Below are 12,862 nucleotides of genomic sequence, written 5' to 3'. Positions count from 1 at the left end.
AGGGTCACGAGCGTTCGTACGCGGTGAAGGAGACACCCAGGTCGGCGACGATGAGCAGCCCCTTGTACTCGAAGATCCGGTCCGCCGGCACGTCGTCGTGGAAGTCGCGGACGTCGCGTTCCCTGCCGGTGGCGGCGTCGAAGACGTACAGGTCCTCGTCGGGGACCGGCGAGGTCGCGCTGCCTCTGGCGATCACCGTGACCCTTCCGTCCCGGACGTGCAGGCCGATGCCCGGCAGATCGTCGAGACCGGCTTTCCAGACCGGCCGACCGGTGGCCAGGTCGAACGCGACCGGACGGTGACGGGCCCCGCCCTTCATGGAGTAGCCGGCCAGTGCGTAGAGCCGGGTGCCGTCCGTCGCCGACCCGAGGGGGATCCTGGGGTCCAGTCTCCCGTAGGAGCCGTCGTAGTCGATGGGCGGGTTGGCGCGGCCGTCCGGGCCGAAGGAGTGGTAGGCCCCGGAGTCGGAGCTCAACGAGGTCGACGGCGATCCTGAGGAGGTCGTGGCGGACACGACCAGGGGGTCGGCCGAGACGATGGACGTGACCGTACCGGGCCTGACCGGCTCGCGGTCGCCGAACGGGGTGGACCACAGCAGGGCGCCGGTGGCCGGGTCGAAGGCGGCGGCGTGCAGTTCGGCGTCCGCGGGGGCGCCGTCCTTCCACGGTTTGGCCGGGTCGCCGCAGGTGAGGACGGCGGCGACGTGGCGTGTGGCCGGGGCCGCCTTGCCCGGCAGGCAGTGCTTGGGTACGGCGGCCGTCCAGCGGGAGGCGCCGGTGCGTACGTCGACCGCGCGCAGCCCCTGGTCGGCGAGCACGGCGAGACCGCCGCCGGCGGCCAACGGGTCGGGCTCGAAGCGGCCTTTGCCGCTCTCGGGGATCGGGGCGCGCCAGAGCTCCCGGCCGTTCTTCAGGTCGATCGCGGCGACGGCGGTGCACAGCTCCCGCCGGGCAGAGGCGGGGCGGGTGTCGTCGTCGCGCGTGATGAGCAGGACGGAGTGGTCGACGTCGGCCTCGGCCGTGCATATCTCGGAGCGGCCGGGTGGCCGGTACTCCCAGACCTGCTTGCCGGTGCCGGCGTCGTAGCCGGTCGCCGCGTCGAAGCGGCTGCGCACCAGGGTGTCGCCGGCCAGCCAGGCTCCGTTGCCCTGTTCGGAGGGCTCGTCGTCCGCGGAGGTCTTCCACGCGGCATCCATGGAATTGCCCGGGAAACGGCCGGCGTAGGCGAGACATCCGGCGGTGAGGGCGCCGATCAGGGCCACGGCGACGCCACCTGTGATCAGCACGCGGCCGATCCGTCCTCTGCCTGAGGGCGCGTCGTCGTTCGTGTCCGTGGCCACTCGCCGCCCCTCTGCCGCAACGCCGACGCCGATCGCTGGGCATGACCTCACACAATACCCCCCCGGCGGTGATGATCATAGGCGTTCGGCCAACCGAACGGGAGGGCCGCATCCGACCGTATCGAAGGGTGGAACCGGCGGGGCCGATCGCCGTCTCGGGCCGGAGCGAACAGAACGCCTGGGTTCCCTCATGCCTTGCGGCGGCGAGCCACCGGCGCCTTCTCTCCGGCCGCCGCCCGCTCACCCCAGGGGCGGTGCGGCGACGGCCGAGTTCTGGCCGACCACGATCTTCCAGCCGTCCGGCTGCCGTGCGATCACGTACGTGGTCACACCGTGCGGACCTTCGACGGGGTTGCCCGAGGCGTCCGTCGGGGTCTGGTGGACGTTCACGCCGATGACGCCGTCCGCGATCTCCAGGAGCTTCACGACGTCGTAGCGTGCGTACGACTCGCTCAGGAAGCCCTTGAGCGCGGGCCCGCTGAACTCCGCGATCGCTTCCCGGCCGTCGAGCCGCAGGCCGGCCGCGTTGGTCCACGAGGCGTCCACGCCGAACTGCTCGGCCAGGGCCGCGCCGTCGTGGGCGTTGAACGCGTTCTCCAGATCCTTGACCACGCCCGTCACCGCCTCACGGGTCTGCGCGGAGATGTTGCCCACGGTCAGGGTGTCGTTCGTCATGATGTGCCTCGCTCCGCTCGGGAATCCGATCCGTTACCGGGTCGGGCGACGTTCTCGCCGCCGTGAACCACTCAAGGACATCAAGTGCGCTTGAGGTCAAGGGTGGTCGAGCGGGGCAGGGGCGACGCGAGCCGGCCCGTGCCGGTCGGGCCCGGGAGAAAGGGGGGTTTGCGTCGAAGCCTGCCGGAAACACGGGAAGGAGCCGAACAGGTCGAAGAGGTACCGATCGTGAGGAGGCGAAGGCCGATGGGGACCATGATCATGCTGATCGCGCCGATGCTGCTGGCCCTGCTGCTGGTCACCCGACGAGACGCCCACCGTCCCCGACACCGGGCCGGACGCGGCTGAGGAGCGACCCGCCGACCGACCGAGGAGGGATGGTGAGACCGTGGTGATCCGAGCCGTCGGTTGGGCCAGGTCGTTTCCCGTGCACCTGGGCGTTCGTGAGGCACGCCGATGGTGCCTGGCGCATCTGAAGACCCTGGAGTGGAGCGAGGACGCCCCCGACACCGTCCATTCCATCCTGTTGACCGTGTCGGAACTGGTCACCAACGCGCACGTGCACGCACACAGCAGCGCCCAACTCGTGCTCGCCTGGGACGGCTGTTGCGTGCACGTCAGCGTGGCCGACGGCGACCCGGAGCTGCCGGCTCCCAAGCCCGCCTCGACCCGGGCGACCTCCGGCCGGGGCCTGGCCATCATCGACGCGCTCGCCGACCGGTGGGAGGCCCACGCGCACCCCTGCCACACCGGCAAGACGATCACCGCCTGCTTCCAGCCTCCGGGGCGCCCGTCCTCGCACGCCTGAGCGGGCGGCCGGGCTGTCGGGGCGCCGAGCGAGCACAAGTATTCCTTGACAGGAATATTCTCCACGGAGAATGATTGTGCTCATGGACGCACTCCTCGCCGCACTGGCAGACCCCGCCCGCCTGCGGCTCGTGAGGCTGCTGGCCGAGCGGCCCCGTCCGGTCGGGGTTCTCGCCCAGCTTGCCGACGCGCGCCAGCCGCAGACGACCAAGCACCTGCAGACCCTGGAGCGCGCCGGCATCGTCACCTCGCAGCGCACGGGGCAGCGGCGTATCTACGCGCTGCAGTCCGCCCCCCTGCGGGAACTGGCGGCGGCCTTGAACCGGCTCGCCGACCAAGCGGACCAGCCCGCCGGCTCGCGCGCGACCTACGACCGCTACGGAAACAGCCTCCGCCTGGAGCGACTCGCCGCGCAGGAGCCCGGATGGGCCGACGACCGCACCTTCCGGTTTCACCGGTCGCTGGCCGGGCGACCTGAACTGGTCTGGAGTCACCTCACCGAGGAGTCCCTGCTCGCCCTCTGGTGGACGCCGGATGACCTCAGGGTCTCCGAGCTGGTCTTCGAAGCACGACCGGGTGGACGAATCGTCCAGGAGTACCGCGACACCGAGGATGTCGACGGCTCCGACGTCGTAGCCGGTCGTGCGGAGGGATGCGTCGAGAGCGTGCGGCCCGGTGAGAGCCTCGGCTACCGACTCTCTCCCGTACTGCCCGATGGGAGCACCGCGTTCACCGCGCACGTCGACATGGTCCTGGCGCCGTCCGATACGGGCACGGACCTCGAAGTCCACTGGCGGATCGCCGACAGCACGGTCGACTCCGCCGACTTCATCGCGGGAATCGAGATCGGCTTCGACCACAGCCTCGACAAATTGGACGCCGCTCTCGCCACCCTCGCCACAGACCCGCACGACACCGACAGCACCGATACGGGGAGCGTGAAATGAACAAGGCGACCAGCCGCAGGGTGACCGCGAACCTGGCTCTGAGCCTGGATGGACGGTACAACGGCCGCGGTGGAGTCCACGACTTCAGCGCCTTCGCACCGTACGTGACCACCGAGGTCGCGAGGGACCAGCTCACCCGAATCTGGGAGGGCGCGACGACAGCCCTGCTCGGAAGGGTCAATGCCCAGGGGTTCCTGGGGTACTGGCCGTCGGTCGCCGTGGATGAGAACGCCGATCCGCGTGATCGTGGGTATGCGAAGTGGCTCGTCGACACGGAGAAGGTGGTCTTCTCGACCACCCTGGCCGAGGCGCCGTGGCACAACACCCGCCTGGTGAACGCCCCCGCCGCGGAGGTCGTCGCCGATCTCAGGACCGCGGGTGAGGGCGACATCCTCGTCAACAGCAGTGCCAGTGTCATGAAGGCGCTCCTCTCGGCGGATCTGCTGGACCGGCTGTACCTGATGGTCTTTCCCGAGATCGTCGGGGGCGGGGCGCGGCTGTTTGACGACGGCCTGCCGAGCTCGAAATGGAAGCTCACGCACCAGGAGACCGGCGATCTGGGGGAGATCGCCTTGGTGTACGACCGGCTGCGCTGACTCTTCTGCGGTCAGTGCGCCCGGAGGTGGAGTGGCCGCCCCGGCAAGGCGAGGTCGGGTCGGCCGGGGGGTGTCCCTGGGGGAGGGTGCCTCGTTGAGCGGGGCGTGATCAAGAAGACGATGGTCCTTGTCCTCGTGGCCGGAGCCGCTTCCCTCGCCTCCTCGCCGCCCGTGTTCGCGGACGGGCTCGGCGGCCTGGGCGCACTGGGGAAGCCCGTGGTCGACTCGTCCGCCGTCGCCACGGACGTGGTGCGCAAGCCCGATGTGGCGGTCGACGAGGTGGTCGGCACGGTCGGCAGGGTCGCCGAGACCGGAGAGCTTTCGAACGGCTGACCCCGCTTGCGCGAGCCACCGACGGGAGGCAGGGCCTGCCTGTCGGCGCGCCGAGTTTGGTGTGGAGGACCTCACGGTCACCGCGATCACGCCGCGCGAGGATCGGCTTCCGGTCGACCACGCCCACGTGCGGCCCGCCCCGCCCGGTGCAATAGTGGGGAGCGGATGGAGGCCCCCTGCGGGTGTGGGTGATGACAGACCTCCACGCGTCGTCAAAATTCCGCTTTCCGAGCCGAGGTTGAAGGCACAACCACCTCGGCCGTCATCGGTGGACGTCAGGGCAGTGAGCATCGCCCTACAGCTCTGCGCCCCATCGACCAGAGGTGGGATCCCCGAGAAGACACTTTCGCCACCGGGCGCGAGAAGCGGGAGACCTGTGCGGGCGGTGACCTACTCGGGCGACGCGACTGCCTTCAGCCGACGGAAGGGACATCTCATGCGAAGGAAGACCCTCTCCACCGCGGTCGTGGCCGCCGTGGCGTTCAGCGGGTGGACCGGCGTCACCGTGATGACGGCCGACGCGGCGGCACGGGCCGTACCCGGCGCCACCTGCTTCCTCTCGGAGGGCCCCAACAACACGTTCGGCGTGTCCGGCGAAGGGTTCAGACCCGGCGAACGCGTCACCGTGAGGAACTCGCAGGGCACCGCGGTGCGCACGGCGCGCGTCATCACCGGAGGCTTCTTCGAGGTCACAGGGCTGCCGAACGACACCTACAGCGCCGCGGGACGTCGGGCCAGGGCGATCTGCCCGAAGTGGGTGTCCGACGAGGAGGCCGCGATCAAGTGCACCGTGACCAAGGGGCCGGGAACGACCTACGGGGTGTCCGGCAGGGGATTCCCGGTGGCGGAGACGGTCACTTTGAAGAACTCCTCCGGCGCCGTCGTGAACACCACCCAAACCATCCAGGACGGCTTCTTCGAGTTCACCGGCGTCCCCAACGACACGTACACCGTCACCTCGAAGTTCGCGAAGGTGACCTGCGCCAAGGCCGCCGAGTAGCGGCATCCGCCCCGCCGGCCGGGGCGGCCGGCCAAAGCACGAGACGGGCATCCGCCGAGACGATCTCGACGGGTGCCCCTCGCTGTCACCGCTCCACGGCCCCGTCACCCCACCGGGACCACCCCGGCGTTCGTCCGTCGGGACAGCTCCCCGTGCTCCCGTGCGCCGAAGGCGGCGAAGACCCGCAGTGCGTCGGCGCGCAGCTCGGCCGCAGTACGCGGGTCCCCGGCGGCCTCGTGTACGGCCGCCAGGTCGCGGTGTGCCCGCGCGCAGAACAGGGGCAGGCCCAGGCGCTGCCAGATGCGTACGGCGGCCTCCAGTTCGCGGGCGGCCTCGTCGAGTCGGCCCTCGGCCAGGGACAGCTCGCCCAGGGTGCGCAGGACGAGGCCTTCGCCCAAGGGGTCGCTGTGGTCGCGGCACTCCCGCAGGGCCGCGCTGAGCACGGTGCGGATGCCGGACGTCTCCCCGAGCCGGACGAGGGCCTTGGCCATGGCTTGGTCGGCGTAGGCGGCCATCAGGCGGTCCCCGGTGGCGCGGAACATCTCGCCCGCTTCGGCGCACAGGTCGGCGGCGGCCCGGTAGTCGCCGACGGCGCGGTGCACCAGCCCGGTGGTGCGCAGCGTCAGGGCCTCGCCGCGGATGCTGCCGATGCGCCGGTAGGCCGTGAGGGACTCCACGAGGAGTGCGCGCGCGGCGGGGTAGGTGCCCTCCTCCAGGTGCACGGAGGCGGCCAGGCGGGCGGTGTGCCCGATGCCCGCGTGGTCGTCGCTCCGCCGGAATCCGTCGAGGGCGCGGGTGAGCTGGTCGCGGGCGGAGACGAAGCGACCGCGCTCCCGGTCGACCGAGCCGAGGCCGGCGAGCACCACCGCCGTGCCCCGGACGTCACCGGCCGTTTCGAACAGGGGCAGGGCCTGCCGGAAGTACCGCTCCGCTTCGGTGTAGCGGTCCTCTTCGTAGCGCAGCTGACCGAGACCGGCCAACAGCGTCGCCTCCCCGGTGGTGTTGCCCGCGCGGCGGGTGGCGGCGAGTGCCCCGGTGTGCACCCGGCTCCACTGCCGGAACCGGTTCCCGACGGCGAAGGCGGAGGCGCCGAGCGCGGCCGCCAGATCGCAGGCGGGCGTGTCCAGGTCCATCGCGGCGGCCCGCTCGACCGCGGCCACCAGGGCCACCTCCTCTGCGGCGAACCAGGAGAGGGGATCCGCCAGCGCGAAGGCCGCCGCCTCGGGTGACAGGGGTCTGGTCGGTGTGCCTCCCGTAGGAGCCTGCACCGTCCCGGAGTGCTGTGCGGCCGTGGTCTGTGTGACGAGCCACAGCCAACCGCCCATCACCCGGCTCAGGGCGGCGGAACGCTCCCGGGACGTCTGGGTCGCCTCCGCCTGTTCGGCGGCGTAGACGCGGAGCAGGTCGTGCATGCGATAGCGGGGTTGCCCGGAGGCGGGGTCGCGCTCCACGTCGAGGAGCTGGGCGTCGATCAGTCGCTCGCCTATCTCCTCGGCCATCGGGTCGGGAACGTCCAGCAGCGGTGCCAGCACCCAAGGCGCGAAGTCCGGTACGCCGAGGAGGCCGAGACGGGCGAAGGCCGTGCGGGCCTGGGCGTCGAGGGCGTGGTGGCTGAGGTCGAAGGTGGCGCGCACCTCCAGGTCGCCCGCCCGCAGCTCGTCCAGCCGGCGGTACTCGTCCGCCAGCCGGCCGGCGAGGGTGCTGACGCGCCAGTGTCTTCGGGTGGCCAGCCGCGCTCCGGCGATGCGTACGGCCAGGGGCAGGCCTCCGCAGTGTCGGGCCACCTCGGCGGCGGCCTCCGGCTCGGCGGCAACCCGGTCGGCTCCGGCGATCCGGGCCAGCAGCTCCACCGCCGCGTCGTCGGCCAGGGCGTCGAGTTCGACCCGGGCGATGGAGCTCAGCCCTGCCAGGCGGCTGCGGCTGGTGAGTACGACACCGCAGGTCGCGGCCCCGGGGAGCAGGGGTCGCACCTGGGCCTCGTCGCCCACGTCGTCCAGCACCAGCAGTACCCGGCGGCCGCTCAGCAGGGTCCGGAACTGGCCGATCCGGTCCTCCACCCGGTCGGGGACCGCGCTGTCGGGCATGCCCAGGGAACGCAGGAACCGGCCGAGTACCTCGCCCGGCAGGGCGGCGGGGCCCACCGTGCCGCGCAGGGAGGCGTAGAGCTGCCCGTCCGGGTACGCGGACGCCACCCGGTGGGCGGCCTGCACCGCGAGCGTCGACTTGCCGACGCCACCGCTGCCGGTCACGAGCCAGACCGGACCGGGATCGGTCAGCCCTCCGACGAGCGTGGCGAAGGCTTTGTCATGACCGGTGAAGTCAGCGACCTGTGGCGGCAGTTGAGCCGGAGTCGCCATCGGCGCGTGCTCGCGCACCTGTTCTCGCCCTCCCGCCGCCGACGCGGGGTCAGCCCGAATGATCGACTCGTAGAGGCGCCGCAGCTCGGGCCCCGGGTCGATGCCGAGCTCGTCGGCGAGCAGCCGACGCCCCTCGTGATAGGTGGCGAGCGCGTCCGCCCGGCGGCCCACCCGGTACAGCACGGTGATCAGCTGGTGGCGGAGCCGCTCGCGCAGGGGTGCGTACGCCACCAGGGAAGGCAGTTCGCCGAGGAGCTCGGTCGTGCGCCCCAGGGCCAGGTCGGCCGCGGCCCGGTCCTCCAGCGCGCCCAAGCGGAGTTCGTCCAGGCGGTGGGCGTCCGCCCGCAGCGCGTCGCCGATTCCCCCCAGCGGGGCGCCCCGCCACAGGTCCAGGGCGGAACGCAGCTGTGCGGAGGCGCGTTCGGGCTCGCCGGCGGTCAGCGCGTCCCGCCCCTCCCCGGCGAGTCGTTCGAACACGGCCAGGTCGAAGGCGACCGCGGGGGCGTGCAGGACGTAGCCGGGCGGGCGGGTCTCCAGTACGTCGCTTCCGATCGCGCGGCGGAGCGCGGAGACGTACGTCTGGACCAGAGCGCGGGCCGTCGGCGGCGGGGCCTCGCCCCACACCCGGTCGACCAGCCGTTCCGTGGAGACCACCCGGCCGTGCGACAGGAGGAGGGTGGCGAGCAGGGCGCGTGGCTTCGGCCCGCCCAACGGCAACCGGCCGCCCTGCGACCACACCTCCACAGGACCGAGCACCCTGAACTCCATCCGCGCCCCCCGGCGTTGACTCCGTACCACCCCTGCGGCGAACGCCCGCCAGGGAATCGTACGGTTTGCAGAGGACTTACAGCGGGGTCGGCGAGTCTCTTCCACGGCACCTGAAGGGCCGCATGGAATCGAGGAGTCGAACGTGAGAGCAATGCTGTTCCGCCGAGTCGCCACCACCGCGCTGGGCGTCCTGCTGGCGGCGGGCGCGACCCTGACCACGGCGCCGTCCGCGCAGGCGGCCACCGCCTCCGGCATCGCGGGCGTCGCCAACCGCGAGGCGAACCAACCACACACCTGCTCGTACTACGGGGAGTGCCCCGGTGGCGGCTGGTGCGCGGTGTTCGCCACCTGGGTCTGGCGCAATGCCGGCGTGAGCGACCTCGGCGGCCTGGGCATCAGCGCGAGCGACTTCTACCGGTACGGCGTGAACCATCCCGGCACCCTGGACCAGGTGCCCGATGTCGGCGACGCGGTGGTGTTCGATCTCAACGCCTCCGGAACCTACGCCGCCCACGTGAGCGTCGTGGTGGCCGTCTCCGGCGACACCGTCACCACCGTCGGCGGCAACGAGAGCGGTACGGTCAAGCGCACGAGCTGGAACTGGCGCAACGGCGTGAACACGAGCGGCCAGCGCGTCGGCGCGTACATCGCACCGGCCGGCGTCTCGCGCCTCGCGCCCACGAACGACTTCAACGGCGACGGCTTCAGCGACCTGGTCGCGATCAACAACGGCACCGGCGAGCTCGTACGCTGGAACAACGCGGGCGGTGGCATGCCGGTGGCCGGCACCTACGGCGCGGGCTGGGGCCCCTACCGCGAGCTGACCGCCGGCGACTTCAACGGCGACGGCTTCAGCGATGTGGTCGCCGTGAACCACGGCAGCGGCGAACTGGTGCGCTGGAACAACGCCGGCGGGGGCATGCAGGTGGCCGGCACCTACGGAGCCGGCTGGGGCCCCTACCGCGAGCTGACCGCCATCGACTACAACCGAGACGGTCGGAGCGACCTCGTGGCCGTCGCTCCCGACGGCAGGCTGGTGCGCTGGTCGAACACCGGCGGGGGTCTGACCGTCGACGGCGACTACGGGCCCGGCTGGGGCGGCTACCGCGCCCTGACGGCCGCCGACCTGAACGGGGACGGTCATGCCGACCTGGCCGCGATCAACGGCGCCGGGGAGTTGGTGCGTTGGAACAGCGCGGGCGGGGGCATGCAGGTCGCCGGTACCTACGGCGCGGGCTGGGACGGCTACCGCGACCTGGTGGCGGGCGACTTCAACGGCGACGGCCTCGGCGACCTGGTCGCGATCAACAACGGCAACGGCGAGTTGGTGCGCTGGAACAACGCGGGCGGGGGCATGCAGGTCATCGGCACCTACGGAGCCGGCTGGAACGGCTACCGCAACCTGGCCTGACCGGCTTCCGGCGCGGACGCTCCGGCCTTGCCGGCACGCTGCTCGAACAGAGCGTGCCGGCAAGGGTTTGCGCCACCCACGCGCGGCAACACGCGCTGCATGAGCACTCACACACGCGCACGCGGTGGAAGAAGGAGTCAGGGGGGCCGAGCCGTCGCACTGGTGGCGGACGTGCTCGCCTTCGTGATCGGACTGTGGATCCTCCTCTACCTGCTGGAGGCGAACCAGGCCAACGTCGCCGGCCGGCTCCACAGCCGCTGACGAGCGGGGCGGGGCGGTGTGTGTGGTGCGGCCGGTGCGGTCACACCACACACCACACACCACACACCGCCCGGTATCCGGCATCCGGTTCTTCCGTGGACGGCGCGGGGGCCGGGCGGCTCGGTCCTCCACCCGGGGCCCGTGCGCCGTCAGCCGTTGGTGTAGCGGTCGACGAAGTTGACCCGCGAGAGCTCCCACCACTCCGGCCTGCCGTTGATCCAGCCGCTCGTGGCCGTCGGCGCCAGGGAACCGTCCGCGAGGGCCGGCCAGGTCAGCATCCGCTCGCCGTCCCCGTACCCGTACATCGCGCCCAGGTCGTCACGACCGTCGCCGTTGTAGTCGCCCACCACGAGCCGCAGGTTCTGCCGGGACACCTCGCCCGCCGGGAGGTTCAGGGCCACCCTGTACGAGCCCACCGTGCCGTCCGCGTTGCCCTTCAGGGTGTGGAAGGCGTCGTGCCCGGCCTCGTAGTCGAACCACAGGCCCAGGTCGTCGCGGCCGTCGCCGTCGAAGTCGCCGGAATGGACGTCCGTACGCGCCAGCGGGCCCCAGGTGTCGGCGACCCAGGCGAGCCGGCCGTCCTGGAAGCCGCCCGACGGCGTGGCCAGGAACGTCCACAGCTTCACGGCCTGGTCGCCGTAGCGGTAGAGCGCCGCGACGTCGTCGCGGCCGTCGCCGTTGAAGTCACCCGTGGTGTACTTCGCGTCCGAGGCCGTCCACCTGCCCGCCGGCACGGTCCAGCCGACGAAGGGGGCGGTCGCGGGGAAGCCGCCGCGCTCGTCCGACAGGAACGTGAACATGGTGTCGTGACCGGCCCAGTAGTCGTACCAGGCGACGAGGTCGTCGCGGCCGTCGCCGTTGAAGTCCCCGCTGTGGAACCGGGCGCGGGAGAACTCCCAGTGACCGGGCGGCGCCGACCAGGACGGGAACGGGGTCTCGAAGGTGCCGTCGGACCGTCCCAGGAACGTCCACAGCTTCACGGAACCGTCCCCGTAGCCGTAGAACACCGCCAGGTCCGCGCGGCCGTCGCCGTTGTAGTCGCCGGACATCCGCTTCATCTGGTTGACGGACCAGTTGCCCGGGCCCGTCGTGAAGGACGTGGTGGGGGCGTCGAGGGCGCCGCTCGGCGAGCCGCGGAAGACGTGCATCGCGTCACTGTCGTCGGGATAGTCGTACCACTCGACCATGTCAGCCCGACCGCTGCCGTCGAAGTCGTTGCGGACGGCCGAGCCGTTCGACCACCGGGACGCGCCCTGCGCGTCGCGCACGACGAGGTTGCCGCGCTCCTGGAGCACCACCGAACCGCCGCCGGCGGCGGTGCCGGACTGCCACAGCGTGGCCGTGTCGGCCGCGTCGCGCACGACGAGGTTGCCGTCGGCCCCGAACCGGGCGGTGGCGCCCGCGTTGCCCGCCGTGCGCGTCGACCACAGGACGTTGCCGGCCTTGGCCGCGACGACGAGGTCACCGTCGGCCCGCATGGTGAGCGTGGCGGCGGTCGAGGCGAGGGTGTCGCCGGAGGCGAGGCGCTGCCCGGCGGTGAGCCGCGAGGCACCCACGAGAGCGTCGGCGCGCACGGCCAAGGCGCCGTTGCGGGTCTCCGTGACGCCCAGGCAACCGCCCTGCCAGGACCGGCTGCTGATGCCGACGAGTTCCAGGGCGCCGGCCCGCTCGCGCAGGACGGGGCCGCCGCTGTCGCCCTGGCAGATCGCGTCGCCCGCCGAGCTGCCGGTGATGGCGAACGTGGTCGCGTCGACCGTGTTCACGGCGAAGGAGGCCACGTGCAACCGGTCGGGCACCCATTCGGTCTTCGTCCGGCCGTAGCCCGCCACCTTCAGGGTGTCGCCGGCAGCGGCCGGTTCCGAGGCCACGGCCACCGGCTGGATCCCGGTCGCGGGCGTCGCGAGGCGGGCCAGTACGAGGTCCCGCCCGACGCGCGGCACCAGCTCGGTGACCTCCGCGACGTGCCCGCCGGTGGTCGCCGTCAGATCGGCGCGGCCGACGGTCGCGACCGTCTTCAGCGCCGGGGCGCCGGGCGCGACGACGCCCCCCGGTAACGGCCCGTCGGTGAGGCAACTCGCCGCCGTGGCCACCCACTGCGGGGCGACGAGGACACCGGAACAGGCGCGGGTCCGCTCGCCGTCGCCGATCCGGAGGTGGGCGGCGAAGGCGTACGAGCCCGTCGGGACCGGGCTTCCGACGGCGGCCCGCGCGGGCGCTCCGATCGGCAGCAGGGGTGCGGCGATCAGGGCCGCCGACAGCGCGGCGAGGACCGCGGGTCTGCCGGTTCGGCGCGGCGTCGTACGGCGCGTGGTGGTTCGTCGCATGAGTGGCTTCCTCGGTGGCGGAGTAGGGAAGGCCGTGGACGGCG

10 protein-coding genes are annotated in these 12,862 nt (G+C 72.1%); 6 read left to right on the top strand and 4 right to left on the bottom strand.

Annotated features, from left to right (window positions below; genetic code table 11):
* Positions 1-4 precede the first annotated feature (4 nt).
* Positions 5-1,285 (bottom strand): PQQ-binding-like beta-propeller repeat protein, encoded by a 1,281-nt coding sequence (locus tag AB0D01_RS33005; RefSeq protein WP_363061792.1) that lies wholly within the window; start codon positions 1,283-1,285, stop codon positions 5-7.
* Between the two features lie 294 nt (positions 1,286-1,579).
* A complete protein-coding gene (locus AB0D01_RS33000; RefSeq protein ID WP_363061790.1) occupies positions 1,580-2,014 on the bottom strand; it encodes an SgcJ/EcaC family oxidoreductase in 435 nt (144 codons plus the stop codon).
* A gap of 388 nt (positions 2,015-2,402) precedes the next feature.
* Here AB0D01_RS33000 and AB0D01_RS32995 point away from each other — a divergent pair, with 388 nt between their 5' ends.
* The 5 genes from AB0D01_RS32995 to AB0D01_RS32975 all read left to right on the top strand — a co-directional run bounded on the left by AB0D01_RS32995 (position 2,403) and on the right by AB0D01_RS32975 (position 5,697).
* Positions 2,403-2,822 (top strand): ATP-binding protein, encoded by a 420-nt coding sequence (locus AB0D01_RS32995; protein WP_363061788.1) that lies wholly within the window; start codon positions 2,403-2,405, stop codon positions 2,820-2,822.
* A gap of 82 nt (positions 2,823-2,904) precedes the next feature.
* Positions 2,905-3,768, top strand: coding sequence for a metalloregulator ArsR/SmtB family transcription factor (locus tag AB0D01_RS32990; protein WP_363061787.1), 864 nt, complete (start codon positions 2,905-2,907; stop codon positions 3,766-3,768).
* Positions 3,765-4,364, top strand: coding sequence for a dihydrofolate reductase family protein (locus AB0D01_RS32985; protein ID WP_363061786.1), 600 nt, complete (start codon positions 3,765-3,767; stop codon positions 4,362-4,364). The genes AB0D01_RS32990 and AB0D01_RS32985 overlap by 4 nt, the downstream gene beginning before the upstream one ends.
* Positions 4,365-4,469: 105 nt before the next feature.
* Positions 4,470-4,697 carry a hypothetical protein gene (locus AB0D01_RS32980; RefSeq protein ID WP_363061784.1) on the top strand — a complete coding sequence of 76 codons (228 nt, stop codon included), beginning with the start codon at positions 4,470-4,472 and terminating at the stop codon, positions 4,695-4,697.
* A gap of 436 nt (positions 4,698-5,133) precedes the next feature.
* Positions 5,134-5,697 carry a hypothetical protein gene (locus AB0D01_RS32975; RefSeq protein WP_363061782.1) on the top strand — a complete coding sequence of 188 codons (564 nt, stop codon included), beginning with the start codon at positions 5,134-5,136 and terminating at the stop codon, positions 5,695-5,697.
* Between the two features lie 104 nt (positions 5,698-5,801).
* Here the strand turns inward: AB0D01_RS32975 and AB0D01_RS32970 are convergent, their stop codons facing one another.
* On the bottom strand, positions 5,802-8,810 hold the full coding sequence (locus AB0D01_RS32970) for a BTAD domain-containing putative transcriptional regulator (protein ID WP_363061780.1): 3,009 nt from the start codon (positions 8,808-8,810) through the stop codon (positions 5,802-5,804).
* A 163-nt stretch (positions 8,811-8,973) separates the two neighbouring features.
* Between AB0D01_RS32970 and AB0D01_RS32965 the strand changes: the two genes are divergently transcribed.
* The gene (locus tag AB0D01_RS32965; protein WP_363061878.1) at positions 8,974-10,233 is read left to right on the top strand and encodes a VCBS repeat-containing protein; all 1,260 of its coding nucleotides are present in this window, start codon (positions 8,974-8,976) and stop codon (positions 10,231-10,233) included.
* 410 nt (positions 10,234-10,643) lie between these two features.
* Here AB0D01_RS32965 and AB0D01_RS32960 read toward each other — a convergent pair whose 3' ends face one another.
* A complete protein-coding gene (locus AB0D01_RS32960; protein ID WP_363061778.1) occupies positions 10,644-12,818 on the bottom strand; it encodes an FG-GAP-like repeat-containing protein in 2,175 nt (724 codons plus the stop codon).
* Positions 12,819-12,862: the final 44 nt, after the last annotated feature.

This window comes from Streptomyces sp. NPDC048606 (assembly GCF_040650855.1).
In the GTDB taxonomy this organism is placed as follows: domain Bacteria; phylum Actinomycetota; class Actinomycetes; order Streptomycetales; family Streptomycetaceae; genus Streptomyces.
The sequence above is the reverse complement of the archived record's forward strand: the minus strand, read 5'-3'. Positions and strand labels throughout refer to the sequence as shown.